This window comes from Streptomyces sp. NPDC107765 (genome assembly GCF_055657085.1).
In genome coordinates this window covers 62,976-79,470 of sequence record NZ_JBVKBL010000017.1, presented here as the reverse complement: position 1 = coordinate 79,470, position 16,495 = coordinate 62,976, and the positions used below count along the sequence as shown (strand labels likewise).

Annotated in this window: 12 protein-coding genes; 9 read left to right on the top strand and 3 right to left on the bottom strand. The window is 75.1% G+C overall.

The features are described 5' to 3' along the window. The first annotated feature begins 5 nt into the window (after positions 1 to 5). On the top strand, positions 6 to 1,091 hold the full coding sequence (locus ACZ7MX_RS32625) for an ABC transporter ATP-binding protein (RefSeq protein WP_472137511.1): 1,086 nt from the start codon (positions 6 to 8) through the stop codon (positions 1,089 to 1,091). 110 nt (positions 1,092 to 1,201) lie between these two features. After that, positions 1,202 to 2,611: a M1 family metallopeptidase gene (locus ACZ7MX_RS32620; RefSeq protein ID WP_472137368.1), complete on the top strand. Its 1,410-nt coding sequence runs from the start codon at positions 1,202 to 1,204 to the stop codon at positions 2,609 to 2,611. 16 nt (positions 2,612 to 2,627) lie between these two features. Here ACZ7MX_RS32620 and ACZ7MX_RS32615 read toward each other — a convergent pair whose 3' ends face one another. Further along, positions 2,628 to 3,266 carry a trimeric intracellular cation channel family protein gene (locus ACZ7MX_RS32615; protein WP_472137366.1) on the bottom strand — a complete coding sequence of 213 codons (639 nt, stop codon included), beginning with the start codon at positions 3,264 to 3,266 and terminating at the stop codon, positions 2,628 to 2,630. A 94-nt stretch (positions 3,267 to 3,360) separates the two neighbouring features. On the opposite strand from ACZ7MX_RS32615, the gene ACZ7MX_RS32610 reads away from it, so the two are divergent. The 5 genes from ACZ7MX_RS32610 to ACZ7MX_RS32590 all read left to right on the top strand — a co-directional run bounded on the left by ACZ7MX_RS32610 (position 3,361) and on the right by ACZ7MX_RS32590 (position 12,299). Beyond that, positions 3,361 to 4,209 carry a thioesterase family protein gene (locus ACZ7MX_RS32610; protein ID WP_472137364.1) on the top strand — a complete coding sequence of 283 codons (849 nt, stop codon included), beginning with the start codon at positions 3,361 to 3,363 and terminating at the stop codon, positions 4,207 to 4,209. A 147-nt stretch (positions 4,210 to 4,356) separates the two neighbouring features. Next, complete coding sequence (locus ACZ7MX_RS32605) at positions 4,357 to 4,860, top strand: CU044_2847 family protein (protein ID WP_472137362.1); 504 nt, start codon at positions 4,357 to 4,359, stop codon at positions 4,858 to 4,860. Continuing rightward, on the top strand, positions 4,857 to 7,031 hold the full coding sequence (locus tag ACZ7MX_RS32600; RefSeq protein WP_472137360.1) for a VMAP-C domain-containing protein: 2,175 nt from the start codon (positions 4,857 to 4,859) through the stop codon (positions 7,029 to 7,031). The genes ACZ7MX_RS32605 and ACZ7MX_RS32600 overlap by 4 nt, the downstream gene beginning before the upstream one ends. An 85-nt stretch (positions 7,032 to 7,116) precedes the next feature. Next, positions 7,117 to 8,130, top strand: a complete 1,014-nt coding sequence (locus ACZ7MX_RS32595; protein ID WP_472137358.1) for an AAA family ATPase — start codon at positions 7,117 to 7,119, stop codon at positions 8,128 to 8,130. Then, the gene (locus tag ACZ7MX_RS32590) at positions 8,127 to 12,299 is read left to right on the top strand and encodes an SAV_2336 N-terminal domain-related protein (protein ID WP_472137356.1); all 4,173 of its coding nucleotides are present in this window, start codon (positions 8,127 to 8,129) and stop codon (positions 12,297 to 12,299) included. Before ACZ7MX_RS32595 ends, ACZ7MX_RS32590 begins: the two co-directional genes overlap by 4 nt. On the opposite strand, the gene ACZ7MX_RS32585 is transcribed toward ACZ7MX_RS32590, so the two are convergent. After that, positions 12,235 to 13,113 (bottom strand): alpha/beta fold hydrolase, encoded by an 879-nt coding sequence (locus ACZ7MX_RS32585; RefSeq protein ID WP_472137355.1) that lies wholly within the window; start codon positions 13,111 to 13,113, stop codon positions 12,235 to 12,237. The two genes, ACZ7MX_RS32590 and ACZ7MX_RS32585, sit on opposite strands and share 65 nt — an antisense overlap. Positions 13,114 to 13,232: 119 nt before the next feature. Between ACZ7MX_RS32585 and ACZ7MX_RS32580 the strand changes: the two genes are divergently transcribed. Then, positions 13,233 to 14,402: a cysteine desulfurase family protein gene (locus ACZ7MX_RS32580; protein WP_472137354.1), complete on the top strand. Its 1,170-nt coding sequence runs from the start codon at positions 13,233 to 13,235 to the stop codon at positions 14,400 to 14,402. On the opposite strand, the gene ACZ7MX_RS32575 is transcribed toward ACZ7MX_RS32580, so the two are convergent. After that, on the bottom strand, positions 14,399 to 15,055 hold the full coding sequence (locus ACZ7MX_RS32575; protein WP_472137509.1) for an N-acetylmuramoyl-L-alanine amidase: 657 nt from the start codon (positions 15,053 to 15,055) through the stop codon (positions 14,399 to 14,401). The genes ACZ7MX_RS32580 and ACZ7MX_RS32575 overlap by 4 nt on opposite strands. Positions 15,056 to 15,304: 249 nt before the next feature. On the opposite strand from ACZ7MX_RS32575, the gene mnmA reads away from it, so the two are divergent. Continuing rightward, entirely contained in the window at positions 15,305 to 16,435 is a 1,131-nt protein-coding gene (gene mnmA / locus ACZ7MX_RS32570) for a tRNA 2-thiouridine(34) synthase MnmA (protein WP_472137352.1), read from the top strand. Positions 16,436 to 16,495: the final 60 nt, after the last annotated feature.

The window sequence follows — 16,495 nt, the reverse complement described above, 5'->3', positions numbered from 1 at the left end:
CCACGATCCCGCTCCAGAAGTCTTTGGACACGGCACCGGCCGGGCCCGCGGACGACGCCGAGCCCCTGCTGCGGGTGCGCGGGCTGGTACGGCACTTCCCGATCACCAAGGGCCTGCTCAAGCGGCAGGTCGGTGCGGTGCAGGCGGTCGACGGCATCGACTTCGACGTACGGCCGGGGGAGACGCTCGGCGTCGTCGGCGAGTCCGGCTGCGGCAAGTCGACGATGGGCCGGCTGATCACCCGGCTCGACGAGCCGACCGGCGGCTCGATCGAGTTCCAGGGCACCGACATCACCCATCTGTCGACGGGCCGGCTGCGGCCGATGCGCCGCGACGTACAGATGATCTTCCAGGACCCGTACGGTTCGCTGAACCCCCGGCACACCATCGGCGGCATCGTCTCCACCCCCTTCCGCCTCCAGGGCGTCGAGCCCGAGGGCGGGGTGAAGAAGGAGGTGCAGCGGCTGCTGGAGCTGGTGGGCCTGAGCCCCGAGCACTACAACCGCTATCCGCACGAGTTCTCCGGCGGGCAGCGGCAGCGCATCGGCATCGCCCGGGCGCTGGCGCTCAAGCCCAAGCTGGTGGTCGCCGACGAGCCGGTCTCCGCGCTGGACGTGTCGATCCAGGCGCAGGTCGTCAACCTGATGGACGACCTCCAGGAGGAGCTGGGCCTGACCTACGTCATCATCGCCCACGACCTCTCGGTCATCCGGCACGTCTCGGACCGGATCGCGGTGATGTACCTCGGCAAGATCGTGGAGCTGGCCGACCGCACCTCGCTGTACGAGACGCCGATGCATCCGTACACCAAGGCGCTGCTGTCCGCGGTGCCGGTGCCCGACCCCAAGCGGCGCACCCAGCGGGTCCGGATCCTGCTCAAGGGCGACGTGCCCTCGCCGATCAACCCGCCCTCCGGCTGCCGGTTCCGGACCCGCTGCTGGAAGGCGACCGAGGTGTGTGCCACCACCGAGCCGCCGCTGGTCGCGCTGCGGACCGGGCACCAAGTGGCCTGCCACCACCCGGAGAACGCGGAGGATGCCGCGCCCGCGGCGGCCGGCGGGCCGGCCGGTAAGGCATCAAGTGATCAGTAACACCTGACGACTTGGCAAAGTCGCGGGTGGAACGCGGCGGGAGGGTGCAGAGTCAGCACGGTTGTTCGATCTTCGATCGACCTTCATCCGTGTGTCCGAAGGGATGGCTCATGGCACTCTCCCGCTCCGCGCGCCGCACCTCCCGCTGGCTGGCCCTGGCCACCGCGGTGGCCTCGGCCGCCACCATCGCCGCCGCCCCCGGGGCGACCCCCGGCGCGCCCGGCGCCGGCGACCCGTACTTCCCCGAACTGGGCAACGGCGGCTTCGACGCCCTGCACTACGACCTCGGCGTCAGCTACCAGCCCGACAGCGGCCGGCTCGACGGCCGCACCACGCTCACCGCCCGGGCCACCCAGAACCTCTCCGCCTTCGACCTCGACCTGCAGAAGCTGACCGTCGACTCGGTGCGGGTGAACGGCCGGCGGGCGCACTTCGCGAGATCCGGCGACGAGATAACCGTCCACCCGTCCTTCCCGCTGCGCCGCGGCGGGAAGTTCACCGTCACCGTCGCCTACCACGGCGTCCCCAAGCCGCTGAGCGGACCGATCGTCTTCGGCTCGGACTACGGCTGGATGAAGACCAAGGACGGGGTGTTCGTCGCCTGCGAGCCGAACGCCGCCTCGACGTGGTTCCCCTCCAGCGACCACCCGGGCGACAAGGCGACGTACGACATCCGCATCGACGCCCCCAAGGGCCTGACCGGGGTCTCCAACGGCCGGCTGATCGCCTCCGGGGAGGCGCACGGCCGCTCGTACGCCCACTGGCGCGAGTCCCGCCCGATGGCGACCTACCTCGCCACCGCCACCATCGGGAAGTTCGACGTCCGTACCGGTACCACCCCCGGTGGCATCCCGGTCTACGTGGCCACCGACCCGACCCTGCCCACCGGCCAGGTGGACGTGTACGGCATCACCGCGGAGGCCACCGACTACTGGTCGAAGGTCTTCGGGCGGTACCCGTTCGAGGAGACCGGCGCGATCGTCGACGACATGCCGCAGGCCGGGTTCTCGCTGGAGGTGCAGTCCAAGCCGGTCTACTCGGCGGTGCGCAGCGAGTCCACGATCGTCCACGAGCTGGCCCACCAGTGGTTCGGCGACTCGGTGTCGGTCCGGCAGTGGAAGGACATCTGGCTCAACGAGGGCTTCGCCAGCTACGCGCAGTGGCTGTGGAGCGAGCACCGCGGCACGGTCAGCGCGCACGACTCCTTCCGCAAGGCGTACGACGCGATCCCCGCCGACGACGCCTTCTGGAAGCAGAAGATCGCCGATCCGCAGCGCGACACGATGTTCTCCGCCGCGGTGTACCGGCGGGGCGCGATGACGCTCCAGGCGCTCCGCGAGCGCATCGGTGACACCGCGTTCTTCAAGCTGCTGCCGGCCTGGACGGCGGCCCACCGCTACGGCAACGCGGACACCGCCCAGTTCGTCGCGCTGGCCGAGAAGGTCTCCGGGCAGAAGCTGGGGGACTTCTTCCACACCTGGCTGTACACGGAGAGCAAGCCGGCGCTGTCCGTGAAGTAGCCGGCCGCCGGGCGGGTCAGTCGGCGTCCGGCCGGCGGCCCGGCCGGGGGCGGAGCTGCTGGGGGCGCGGCAGGTGCAGCCCCAGGTAGACCGCGCCCATGCGCAGGGCGAACACCACCCCCGCCGAGATCGCCGCGGCGGGGGTGGGCCGGGCGCCGAGGTGGTGCAGCAACAGGAGGCAGCCGGCACCGGCCAGGGCGGCGATGGCGTAGACGTCCTCGCGCAGCAGCAGCGGGGGGAACTCACCGCACAGCACGTCCCGGATGACCTCGCCGGCGACGCCGGTGAGCACCGCCAGGATGATCACGGCGAGCGGGGTGGCGCCCGCCGCGATGGCGGCCCGGGCCCCGATCACGGTGACCACGGACAGTCCGACCGCGTCGACCACCAGCAGCGATTTCCGGGGCAGCGACCAGAACCGCAGATAGACGATGGTGCCGACGCCGACGCCGATGATGACGGTGAGCAGCACCCAGTCGTGCGTCCAGTACAGCGGCCGCCGGTCGAGGATGAGGTCGCGCATCGTGCCGCCGGAGATGGACGCGGCGAAGGCCAGCACCAGGCCGCCGAAGGGGTCCATGTTGGCGCGGTAGGCGGCCAGCACCCCGCTCGCCGCGAAGGCCGCGACGCCGGCCAGGTAGAGGACGTGAAGCATGGCGTCATCATGGCAGGGCCGGAACGACGCTCTCCGCTTGCGTCCGGGAAAGCTGACCCTACCGGTCGGTAATTTATCCGTGTAGCGTGCCGCCATGGCTCTGGTCACCACAGGTAACAGCGAGTTCGACCGCGACACCGCGGTCACCCGCCGCGCAACCGGCATCTACGAAGCCCAGCTCTCCGCGGGCTGGACGATCATCCAGGCGGTCAACGGCGGCTACCTCCTCGCCCTCATGGGCCGCGCCCTCGGCGACGCCCTGCCGCACCCCGACCCGCTGTCGGTCACCGCGCACTACCTCACCGCCTCCGTTCCCGGCCCGGCCGTCATCCGCACCGAAGTGGTGCGCACCGGCCGCACCATGTCGACCGGGACCGCGACCCTCGTCCAGTTCGCGGAGGACGGCAGCGAGGTCGAGCGGCTGCGGGTGCTCGCCGCGTACGGCGATCTCGGCGCGCTGCCCGACGACGTCCGCACGACGGCCAAACCGCCCGCCATCCCGCCGTACGAGCACTGCCTGGGCACCGACAGCGCCCCCGGCGGGGCCCCGGCCATCCCCGGCAGCACCGCCATCGCCGAGCGGCTCGACCTCCGGCTGGACCCGGCGACCGCGGGCTGGGCGGTCGGCGCACCGTCCGGCCGGGGCGAGATGCGCGCCTGGTTCGGCCTCGCCGACGGCCGGGACCCCGACCCGCTGTCCCTCCTGCTGACCGTCGACGCGCTGCCGCCGACCGCGTTCGAGATGGGGCTGAACGGCTGGGTCCCCACCGTCGAACTGACCGTCCACGTCCGGCACCGCCCGGCACCCGGGCCGCTGCGGGTCGCCATCACCACCCGCAATCTGGCCGGCGGGTTCCTTGAGGAGGACGCGGAAGTGTGGGATGCGGAGGACCGGCTGGTGGCGCAATCCCGCCAACTGGCGCGGGCCCTCGGAGTGGACTGATCCGGCGGGTCGGCGCGGCCGCGCCCGCGAGGTGCCGTGCGGGCCTCCCTGGAACGGACTTTCCGCAGGTGGCCACCGGTGCGAGAGGTCGGAGAGTGACGCAAAAGTGCGCGCGGGGGCGGTGCGGCTCGTGTCAGACTGATCGGCATGGGGGACGTGCCGCTCACGATGGAGGACGGGACCGTCGTCTGGCTGCGCGCGCAGGCGCCGGCGGCCGCCGACGGCCCGCCGGGCGCGGTGCCCGGTCAACCCACCGCCGCTGACGGCGAGTTGGAGCTGCCGGACGCGTTCGGTTCCGCGCAGCCGGTCAGTGTCGACGGCCGGATGGGCCGGGCGCTGACCCGCGGCGGCGAGGTCCTGGAGGAGGCGCTGCGGCCGCTCGGCGGTGTGCTCGGCCAGATCCACCGCTCGATCTCGGCCGGCAGCCACCGCCCGGACGAGGTCACCGTCGAATTCGGGGTGACCCTCGGCTCGGACCTGCATCTCGGGGTCTTCACCGGCAACGGCGAGGCCAGCTTCAAGGTCTCCGCCACCTGGAACCTCACCGGTGACCGCACCGCCCACCGCAACGGCGAGCGCGGCGGTGACGAGGGCGGGGGCGCACCGGACGGCCCGGGAACCCAGGGCTCCCCGGGCGGTGCGGCGCCATGATCACCGGCGCAGGTCCGGACACCCCGCTCCAGCTGTCCTTCGCCTCCGTACGGGACGGCGAACGGGCCGTCGGCGCGGGCGTCCTGGTCGCCGAGCGGCTCATCCTGACCTGCGCCCACGTCGTCAACAGCGCGCTGGGCAGGGCGCGTTTCGCCCAGGACACCCCCGGCCCCGGCGAGACCCTCACGGTCCGGCTGCCCCATGTCGCGGCCGGGGTGGACCTCACCGCCCGGGTCGTCCGCGAGATGTGGACCCCGCCGCGCGCCACGGCCACCGGACCCGGCCCGGCCGACCCCGGCCGGGTGCCGTACCACGGCGACCTCGCGGTGCTGGAGCTCACCGACGCCCCGCCCCCGGGCGCCGAGCCCGCACCGTTCCTCCAGCACAACTACGCCGGGGAAACCATCGCGTTATGGGCCAGCGGCAATCCGCTGCCCACGGTCCGGGCCGTGCCCCGGGTCTCGGCGCCGCCCTGGATCGCGCTGGACGTGCTCGGCGGGACCCAGGTCACCGAGGGCTTCAGCGGCGGCCCGCTGTGGGACCGCGAACGGCAGGCCGTGGTCGGCCTGGTCGTCGCCGTCCACCGCGCCCCCGAAGGCGCCGGGGACCGGCCCGCGACGATGTACGCCATCAGCGTGCCCGCCATCGAGGCCGAACTCCCCACCCTCCCGCCCTCCGCGGTGCCCACCGCCCGCCGCGGCGTCCAGCAACTGCTCACCGCCCTGGAACGGGTCCTCAAGGGCCGCGAGGTGCCGGACTGCGAGCGGCGGCTCGCCGCCCGGCTGGGCCGGGCCTCGGCGGGCCCGGCCGCCGATCTGGAGCGGCTGGTCGGCCTCGCGGTGAGCGTCCGCCGCGGCCTGCCCGAACTCCTCGACGTGGTCCGCGACCAGGAGCCCCTCCCGCCCCCGGACCCGTACGACCTGCATCACCGGCCCGGCCCCTACGGCGCCCGGGAGGACTGGGAGCGGCTGCGCCGCGCGGCCCGTACGGTCCGCCCCGGCGAATACCTGACCACCCGTCAGCGCCGGGACCTCGCCGGCCTGCTGGCGCACTGCACCCGCACCGACCCCCGCGCCCTGCTCGCCCAGGTGCTGCCGCACGCCCCCGAACTCCCCGCCGTCACCGGCCTCGCCGACGCCGTCGAAGCCCTGGAGGGGTTCGGCTCCACCACCGGCGCACCGGTGCCCCCGCTGCTCCAGGGGGTGGTGCGGATCAGCGTCGAGGAGCGGGCGGCCGGCCCGTATCCGGCCGACGACCTGGACGCCTGGGTGGAGCGGGTGGCCGCCCGGTCCGGCGTCGACGAGGCGGCGATCAGCCAGTTCCGCGCCGATGTGACGGCCGCCGTGGCCCCCGCGCCGGTGGCCGCGCCCGGGCCTGCGGCGCCCGCCGGCCGCGGCCCGGCCCTCGCCCCGCGCGTCCAGGTGGAGCTGCTGCCGGCCCCCACCGGCCGCCGCTTCACGTACCAGATCTGGACCTTCGCCGACGGCCGGCCGCACCGGCTCGCGCTGGTCCAGGACACCGAGGCGGGCAGCGAGCAGGTGGTCGACGACATCCGCCGGGTGCTGCGCACCGAGGTGCGCGAGGACCCGGAGACCGCCCTGGTGGAGTACTTCCTCCCGTGCGCCTGGCTGGGCCTCGACGTCGACGCCTGGGAATCACCGGACAGCGACGAGGACGGGCCGTTCGCCCCGGGCATCACCCGCCGCGTCGTGGTCCGCACCACCGAGCGCTCACGGGAGAGCTACGCCGGCTGGAAGCAGCGCACCGCCGCCCTGCCGCACGCCAAGCGGCTGGTCCTCGACCACCGGCACACCGACCGCAAGGTCGCCCGCGCCCAGCTGGAGATCCACCGCGACGCCGGCACGGTGATCGTCTGCTGCCCGCCGCACCACCACGGCACACTGCTGCGCCAGTGCGTCCAGGCCGGCGTGCACACCGTCCTGTGGCACCGCGCCGACCACGGCGAGCACCTCGCCCAGGACCTGCTGGCCCTGGTGGACGGCGCGGACCACACCGAGGTCCCCGAGGTCGTCCGGCTCGAACGGGCCAAGGCGATGGCCGAACCCGAGAGCTCCACCCACCCCGGCCGCAAACTGTCCCTGCTCTACGACGCCCCGGACCACCGGCCCCCGCAACTCGCCCCCGATGCCTGGGTACTGACCCAGCCATGAGCACCCCGGAACGACAGCCACACCCGTGTCCCACCGGCCGGGGGAGCCGGGGCGCGGACGCAGCAAGGAACGAGGAGAACGCGCGGTGACCGGACAGAGCACCACAGACGGGTACGACGACCCCGCGGACCGGCCGGAGGACTGGTGGGTCTTCCGCGGCCCCGCGGAGCTGCCCGCCCCACCGCCCTGGCGGCGCCTGACCGCCGCCCGCGGCACCGCACCCCGCGCGCCCTACCTCCTGGAGCGCAACGAGATCTCCGTCGTCAACGCCGCCCTGCACCTGCACCGCCCGCTGCTGGTCACCGGCCGCCCCGGCGCCGGCAAGAGCTCGCTGGCCCGCGCGGTCGCCGAGGAACTGGGCCTCGGCGAGGTGCTCCGCTGGTCGGTCAACAGCCGCTCCACGCTCCAGGACGCCCTCTACCGCTACGACGCGGTGGGCCGGCTCCGGGAGGCGTCGCTGCGCCGCGAACGCGAGGCGGCCCGCGGCTCCGCGCGCCGCCCCCGGGCCCGCCGCGCCACCGGCGCCGGCGACATCGGCCAGTACCTGCGCCTCGGCCCGCTGGGCAGCGCACTGGCCGCCGACCGCCCCCGGGTCCTGCTCGTCGACGAGCTCGACAAGGCCGACCTCGACCTGCCCAACGACCTGCTGGTGGTCCTGGAGGAGGGCGAGTTCGAGATCCCGGAGCTGGCCCGGCTGCCCGAGCACCAGCAGGAGGTGCAGGTCCGCCTCAGCGGAAGCCGGGAGCGGGTGACGGTCCGGCGCGGGGTGGTGCGCTGCGCCCACTTCCCGATCGTCATCATGACCAGCAACGGCGAACGGGACTTCCCGCCGGCCTTCATGCGCCGCTGCGTACGGCTCGACCTGCCCGAACCGACCGGCGACCGGCTGCGGAAGATCATCGAGCACAACCTGGGCGAGGAGGCGGTCGCCGCCGCCGAGGACCTCATCGAGGTCTTCCACCAGCGCGCGAAGACCCAGACCCTGGCCACCGACCAGCTGCTGGCCGCCGTCCACCTGCGGATCAGCGGCGCCGACCTCGGCAAGGAAGAGCTGCTCGCCGCCGTCCTGCACCGCCTCGACGAACCGCTGTCGCCATGATGGACCGACTACGGCAGACCCTGGCGGCCGCCGGGTACGACCTCGCGGCCACCGAACTCCTCGACGTGCTGTGGCTGGTGCGGGCCATGGAGGGGGAGGGACGGCAGGGGCCGGCGACCGGGCCGCGGCGGCCGGGCGGGCCGGGGGAGTTGGAGGAGTCGGCGGAGGCCACTGGGGCTGACGAGGCCGACGGGACCGACAGGACCGACGGGACCGACGAGGCCCCCGGTGGTGCCCGGGCCGCGGCGGGAACCACCGCCCCGGAGGGGCCCACCGAGTCCACCGAGTCCACCGAGTCGACCGAGTCGACCGGGCCCACCGAGCCTTTCGATCCTGCCGATCCTGCCGACCCCCTCAACTCCGCCGATCCGCCCCGCCGCGCCCTCTACGCCATGGGCAGCCAGGGCGGCGGGCCGGAGGGCGGGCGGGCCCGCCCCGCGCGGGTGCCCGGCGGGCGGGCGCTGCCCGACGCCCGCCAACTGGGCGGTGCGCTGCGCCCGTTGCGGCGGACCCATGAGCACCCGCACCGTACGGTCCCCGACGTCGAGGCCACCGTCCGGCTCACTGCCGAGACCGGCTTCCTCGACGTCGTCTCCCGGCCCGACCGGGAACGGCACTGGTCGGCCGAGCTGTGGGTGGACACCTCCCCGGCCATGCAGGTGTGGGGCTCGCTCGCCGCCGAGCTGCGGACGCTGCTGGCCCGGAGCGGGGTCTTCCGTTCCGTTCGGGTCCAGGCGATCGACCCCCGCGGCCCCGGCGGTCCGCTGCACGTCCGCCGGTCCGGGGGCGCGACGGTCACCTTCGTCCTCACCGACGGGACGGACCCGGGCTGGCGCGAGCCGCAGGCCGTACGGTCCCTGACCGCGTGCGGGCGGGGCGGACCGGTGGCCGTGATCAACCCCCTCCCGCGCCGGCTCTGGCGCGGTACGGCCCTCGACGCCCGCCCCCAACTCCTCTCCGCCCCCGGCGAGTTCGATCCGCCCGGACGGCTGGTGGTGTGCGACCCGCTCAGCGGCGAGCGCGACCCGGAGGCGGCGGGGCTGTTCGCGCTGCCCGTGCTGCACCCCACCGCGTCCGCGCTGCAGCAGTGGGTCGGGCTGCTCACCCGCCCCGGAGTGCCGCACCTGATCGACACCGCCCTGCTGGCCGGTACGCCGCAGCCCGCCCCGCCGTCCCCGCCCCACGGCAGCGCCGAGGAGCTGCTCAGCCACTTCCGCGGCGCGTTCTCGCCCGAGGCATACCGCCTCGCCGTCCGGCTCTCCGCGATCCGCCCGCTGACCACGCCGCTGATGCAGCTGGTGCGGGCGGCCACGATGCGCGACGCCGGCCCCACCCATGTCGCCGAGATCCTGCTCGGCGGCCTGCTGGAGCGCACGGACCGGACCACGGACGCGACCGCCGTCCGGACCCTGGACCGGGCCCTGGGTGCGCCCCCGTTGGGCGGGCCGGTCCAGCCGGTCTACGACTTCCGGCCGGGCGTCCGGGAGTTGCTGTTCAGCGGGCTCGGCACCGAACAGGCCGTGGAGGTCGTCGAGGCCGTCGGCCGTTCCCTGGAGCCGTACATGGGACGGTTGCCGGACTTCCCCGTCCTCATGGGCGACGACGAGGGCGAGCTGCGGCTGCACGCCTCGGCGCGGGCGTTCGCCGTCCTCGCGAGCCCGGTGCTGGAGCGGATGGGCGGCGCGGTGCCGGGTCAGCGCACGGGCGGCGGCCCGGAGTCGGCAGAACGCACCGGTGGCGGCCCGGAGCCGCTCCGCGCGGTGCTGCCCGCCCCGCGGACCGCGGAGCTGCGCTTCACGGTCCTCGGGCCGGTGCGGGCCCGACGCGGGCAGGCTCCCCTCGCGCTCGGCTCGCCCCAGCAGCGCGCCCTGCTCGCCGCGCTGCTGCTCCGCCGGGGACGCCGGGCCACCGCGTCCGAACTCGTCGCCGGCCTCTGGGGGGACGAGCCCCCGCCCCGGGCGCACGCCGCCCTGCGCACGTACGCCGCGCGGCTGCGCCGGGCGCTCGGCGAGGACGGCGAGCTCCTGGTCAGCGAGCGCGGCGGCTATGCGCTGCGCGGCCCGGACGGCAGCCCGCCCGCTCTTGATCTCGACGAGGCCGAGCAGCTGATCGCGCGTGCGCGGGCGACCCGGGACCCGGAGGAGGCCCGCCGACTGCGCGACGCCGCCCTGGAGTTGTGGCACGGGGAACCGCTCGCCGGGCTGCCCGGGCCGTACGCGGCGGCGCAGCGGGTCCGGCTCGCGCGGTGGTGGAGCGAGCTCCTCGCAGAGGCGTACCCCCAGGAGACAGCCGGGGTGCCTTCGGCGGCGTCGCCGGTCCGGTCCGCGCTCCCGGGGCTCGACGACCGGCTCACCCCGGACGCCCGACGGGCCCTGCGGCTGCTGTCCGTACCGGACGACCCGGACCTCTCGGACGGGGCCGCGGCGGCCCTGCTCGGCGTGCCGGCGGACCGCGACCGGGCGCTGCTGGAGGAGCTGCTGACCGCCGGCGCGCTGACGAAAACAGCCTCCGGCCGCTACGGCCGCGGAGGCGAACTCCTTACGTCCGCCAGCGAGTTGAGGTCCGAGCTGCCCGCGGAGGAGCGTACGCAGGCGCTCTCCCGGCTGCTGACCTGGTACGTGGCCCTGGGGCGGCAGGTGCACGCGCTCCGCTACCCCGGCGAGCGGATGCCGCGGGACCTCGTCAGCCTGTCGGCCGGTGATCTGCCGCCCCTGCCGGACGCCGCCCGGGCCCTGGCCGTGTGGACCGAGGAGACGCCGCCGGCGCTCGCGCTCGTCCGGCAGGCCGTGGCGGAGGCCCCGAAGCTGGTCCGGCGCGCCGCCGACCTGCTGCTGCTCGCCCAGGTGACGGCGGACTGCGGGGCACACGCCGCCGCGTTCGAACCGGCCGCGGCCGCGGTGGCGACCCGGGCGGCCATGGACGGCGACGCCCGCGCCGAGGCCCGGGCCCGGGTCGCGCTCGCCGAGTGCGCGGCCGCCGTCGGACGGTTCGCCCGCGCCGAGCGGGAGGCCCGGGAGGCCGTCCGCCTCGCCCGGACGGCGAACGACCCCCTCGCGCTCTTCCGCGCCCCGCTGGCGGCCGGGGTGATCGCCCTGCACCAACGGCGGCACGACGACGCCGAGCGGCACCTCACCGCGGCCTGGGAGCGCTGCCGCGGCCGGGACGACCGGCTGGGCGAGGCCGCCGTGCTCGGCGCGCTCGCCCGGGTCTGGGCGGCGACCGGCAGCAGCGACGCCGTCCTGTTCGCCGAGCGCGGCGTGAACTTCCACCGCACCTTCGGCGACGCTTCCCCGGGTCTCGCGCACGCCCGGTACGCCCTGGCCGAGGCGCTGTCGGCGGCCGGCCGGCACGCCGATGCGCTGCGCGAACTCTTCCAGGCGCTGCCGCTCTTCGAGGAGGACCGCCAGCGCCTGTGGGCGGGCCGCACCCGCAGCCGGATGGCTGCGGAGATGGTCGCGCTGATCCGGCCGGGCGAGGCGGTGTCCGCCGCCGAGGACGCCGCCGGACGGCTGCTGGTGCCCGGCGGTGAGCGCTGGCGCGCCGATGCGCTGACCGCGCTGGGACAGGCCGAGACCGCGCTGGGCCGCAAGCAGAGCGCCCAGGGGCACTGGCGCGAAGCCCTCGCCGTCTACGAGGAGTTCGACGCCCCGGAGGCCGCCGAGGTGCGCGCCCTGCTACGGGAGAGAGCGGCCGCGGCGGCGCGGCCGCGGACCGGCGGTGCCCGCCCCGTCGCCGTATCGCGCACCGCGGACGCCGCGAGCGCCGGCACGGCGCTGCGCGAGCTGACCGCGGCCGTCCGCACCCTCCGCGACCAGCTCCGGCTCCAGGGTGCCGACGGCGGCCGGGCGGAGCCGCGCCCCGCCGCCGCGGCCGGTTCCGCCAGGGACCGCGGCCTCGAAGCACGGGAAGCGCGGGAAGCACGAGAAGCACTCGAAGCAATCGAATCCATCGAAGGCGAACTCGCGGGACATCTCGCGGACTTCGAGCGGACGAGCCGGGTGCGGCGGGCCGAGCTCGGCCGGCTGCGGGCCGATCTGGAGTCGGCGGTGTCCGCCGCGGTAACGGGGGAGCGGGGTGCCGGCGCGGCCGGCGCGGTCCGGGACCTCAGCCGCCGTCTCGCGCCGTGGCCGGGCCGCCCGGACGCAGGAAGTCCGCCAGCGCCGCGGTGAGTTCCGCGGGTGCGTCCTCCTGGACGAGGTGGCCCGCGCCCTCGATGAGGTGCAGCCGGGCACCGGGGATACGGGCCGCCAGCTCGCGGCCCCGCTCGGCCGGGATCCAGGTGTCCTGTGCGCCCCAGCAGATCAGTGTCGGCAGGTCGAGTTCGTCGTAGCGGCCCTGGATCTCGTCGGTGAACCGCTGGTCGTTCTGCCGGATCTGCCGGTAGAACGCCGGTTGCCCCGCGTCCGTGCACCACGGCTCCACCAGCCGGTCGAGGACGTCCGGAGGCAGGCCCGGACGGCTCGCGGAGGCGATGTAGGCCCGTACCAGCGCCCGGTGCAGCTCCGGCGGCAGCTGCCCGAAGACGCCGGGGTGGGCGCCCAGCAGCCGGTAGGTGGGCGAGCCCCAGGGCGCCAGTGCCACGGGGTCGACCAGCGCCAGCCGTTCGTACCGCGCGCCGTGCAGCAGACGGGCCCGCAGGGCGACGCAGCCGCCGAAGTCATGGGCGACCACGGCCGGGCGGGACGCCTCCCGGTCCAGCTCCCAGTGCGCCAGCAGCTCGCCGAACACCCGGGCCTGCGCGGCGAGCGAGACGTCCTGGCCGTCCCGCTTGGCGGAGGCGCCGTAGCCGGGCATGTCCCAGACGAACACCCGGTGGTGCGCGGCGAGTGCCCGCGCGATCCCCCGCCAGACGTAGGACGAGAACGGCGTGCCGTGCAGCAGCACCACCGGCGGCGCGCCGGCCGACCGCTCCCCGAGGGCGGCCCACCGCACCTCGTCCCCCGACGCCGTGCGGAACGTACGATCCAGCAGCCACTCTGTCATGACCGTAAGGGTATTTACTCCTTACGGACGTGTCGAGGGCACGTGCGAGGTCCGCGGGCGGGCAATGCGCCCCCGCGCCGGGCGTGCGCCCCGTGGGTGCCTCGTAGAATCGGGGCACCATGGTTTACCTCGACCACGCCGCCACCACCCCGATGCTCCCGGAGGCGGTGCAGGCGATGACCGCCCAGCTGACCGTCACGGGGAACGCGTCCTCGCTGCACGCCGACGGCCGGCGGGCCCGCCGCACCGTTGAGGAGGCGCGGGAATCCCTCGCCTCCTCGCTCGGCGCACGTCCGAGTGAGATCGTCTTCACGGCGGGCGGCACCGAGGCCGACAACCTCGCGGTCAAGGGCCTGTACTGGGCACGCCGGGCGGCCGACCCGGCCCGCAACCGGGTGCTCGCCAGCCCGGTGGAGCACCACGCCGTCCTCGACGCCGTGGAATGGCTCGCCGAGCAGGAAGGCGCCCGCGTCGAGTGGCTGCCGGTCGACTCCTACGGCCGGGTGCACGCCGAGGCGCTGCGCGAGGCGATCGTCCGCAACCCCGCCGATGTCGCGCTGGCCACCGTCATGTGGGCCAACAACGAGATCGGCACCATCCAGCCGGTCCGTGAACTCGCCGAGGTGGCAGCCGAGTTCGAGATCCCGCTGCACGCCGACGCGGTGCAGGCGGTGGGCCAGCTGGAGGTCGACTTCGCCACCTCCGGGCTGGCCGCGATGACGGTCTCCGGGCACAAGATCGGCGGCCCGTACGGCATCGGCGCCCTGCTGCTGGGCCGCGAGTACGCCCCGGTGCCGGTGCTGCACGGCGGCGGCCAGGAGCGGCACGTCCGCTCCGGCACCCTCGACACCCCCGCCATCGCGGCCTTCGCCGCCGCCGGCCGGCACGCCGTGGCGCACCGCGCGGACTTCGCGCGGGACATCGGCGCGCTGCGCGACGACCTGATCAAGGCGGTGCGGGCGGCCGCCCCGGACGCCGTCCTCGGCGGCGACCCGGACCCGGCCGGCCGGCTCCCGGCCAACGCGCACTTCTCCTTCCCCGGCTGCGAGGGCGACTCCCTGCTGCTCCTCCTGGACGCCCAGGGCATCGCCTGCTCCACGGGCTCCGCCTGCACCGCCGGCGTCGCCCAGCCCAGCCACGTCCTGCTGGCCACGGGCATGTCCTCCGAGCTGGCGCGCGGCACGCTGCGCTTCTCCCTGGGGCACACCTCCACGAGCGAGGACGTGGCGGCGCTGGCCCAGGCCATCGGCCCGGTGGTCGCACGCGCCCGGAGCGCGGGGCTGAGCTAAGCGCCCCGCTTCTGGGCGGATCCCGGCCCGCGCTCGGCCGCCCGGACGAGGCGCAGATAGCGGTCCCAGTCCCAGTGCGGGCCGGGGTCGGTGTGGTCCGTCCCCGGCACCTGCACATGGCCGATGATGTGCTCCCGGTCGGCCGGAAAGCCGTAGCGGTGGCAGATGTCGGCGGTCAGCCGGGCCGATGACGCGTACATCGCGTCGGTGAAGTCCTCCGGGCGGTCGACGAAGCCCTCGTGCTCGATGCCGATGCTCCGCTCGTTGAAGCCGCGGTTGCCGGCGTGGAACGCCACGTCCAGCTCCCGCACCATCTGGGCGATGTGCCCGTCCTTGCGGACGACGTAGTGGGCCGCCGCCTCGTGGTCGGCGTTCCGGAACACCCGCAGTGCGGTGGCGTAGCTGCCCTGGACGACGTGGATGACCACCCGGTCGACGGGGTAGTCGGCGGGCCGGTCCGCCCGGCGGTAGTTCGCCCCGGACGCCGCCACCCACTGGGCGCCCCGGTGGTCGACCTCGCCGGCCCGCCGCGGCAGGTCGTTCCCCGGCAGCTGCCACCACCAGTGCCGCAGCTCGTCCCACCCGGTCGCCACCACGGCCCCGGCGGCCACCGCCCCGCCGCCCGCCAGCCACAGCGCCCGCCGCCGGGTGATCCCCGCCGCGGCGCCCCGCCGCCCGCCCCGCGGGTCCGCCTGCCGCTCGCCCTGCGGGACGGCCCGGCCCTCGTCGTTCCGGCCCTCGCCCCGGCCGTCCGGCCGCTCGCCCGGCACTTCCCCGGCCTCGTCCCGCTGCTCCCCGGCCGTGTCCCGCTGTTCCGCGGCCGGCTCCCCGACCCTGCTCTTCCCCATGCGCTGCTTAACGCTTTCCGCACTGTCGGCGGTTCCGTCTACCCTGGACGGGCTATGACTGATGACGCCCCCCGCCGCCTCCGCGTACTCGCCGCCATGTCCGGCGGTGTCGACTCCGCCGTCGCCGCCGCCCGCGCCGCCGAGGCCGGCCACGACGTGACCGGCGTGCATCTCGCCCTGTCCGAGAACCCGAAATCCTTCCGCACCGGCGCCCGCGGGTGCTGCACGATCGAGGACTCGCACGACGCCCGCCGCGCCGCCGACGTCATCGGCATCCCGTTCTACGTCTGGGACCTCGCCGAGCGCTTCCGCGAGGACGTCGTCGACGACTTCATCGCGGAGTACGAGGCCGGACGGACCCCGAATCCCTGCCTGCGCTGCAACGAGAAGATCAAGTTCGCCGCGCTGCTGGACAAGGCGCTGGCCCTCGGCTTCGACGCGGTGTGCACCGGCCACTACGCCACCGTCGTGGTGCGGCCGGACGGCAGCCGCGAGCTGCACCGCGCCTCCGACATGGCCAAGGACCAGTCCTACGTCCTCGGCGTCCTCGACGACCGCCAGCTGGCGCACGCCCTGTTCCCGCTCGGCGACACCGAGACGACCAAGGCGGAGATCCGCGAGGAGGCGGCCCGGCGCGGGCTGTTCGTCGCCAAGAAGCCGGACAGCCACGACATCTGCTTCATCGCCGACGGCGACACCCAGGGTTTCCTCGCCAAGCGGCTCGGCACGGCCCCCGGCGACATCGTCGACGAGGCCGGCAACCGCCTCGGCAGCCACGAGGGCGCGTACGGCTTCACGATCGGCCAGCGCAAGGGCCTGCGGATCGGCCACCCGGCCCCGGACGGCAAGCCGCGCTACGTCCTCGACATCTCCCCGGTCGACAACACCGTCACGGTCGGCCCCGCCGAGTCCCTCGACGTCACCGGCCTCACCGCGATCCGCCCCCGCTGGTGCGGCCGCCCGCCGACGGCCGGCCCCGCCACGTACACCGCCCAGCTGCGCGCCCACGGCGGCGAGACCGAGGTCACCGCGGAGCTGGTCGACGGCACCGAGCTCAAGGTGACCTTCACCGAGCCGGTCCGCGGCGTCGCCCCCGGCCAGGCCATCGTCCTCTACGACGGCACCCGGGTCGTCGGCTCGGCCACGATCGCCACGACGGAACGGCGGGTGGCGGCGGGGGCGTAGGCCGCTGCTCAGCCGTTCTCGGGGGGAATTCCGAGACGGACGCTCTCACCGACGAGCATG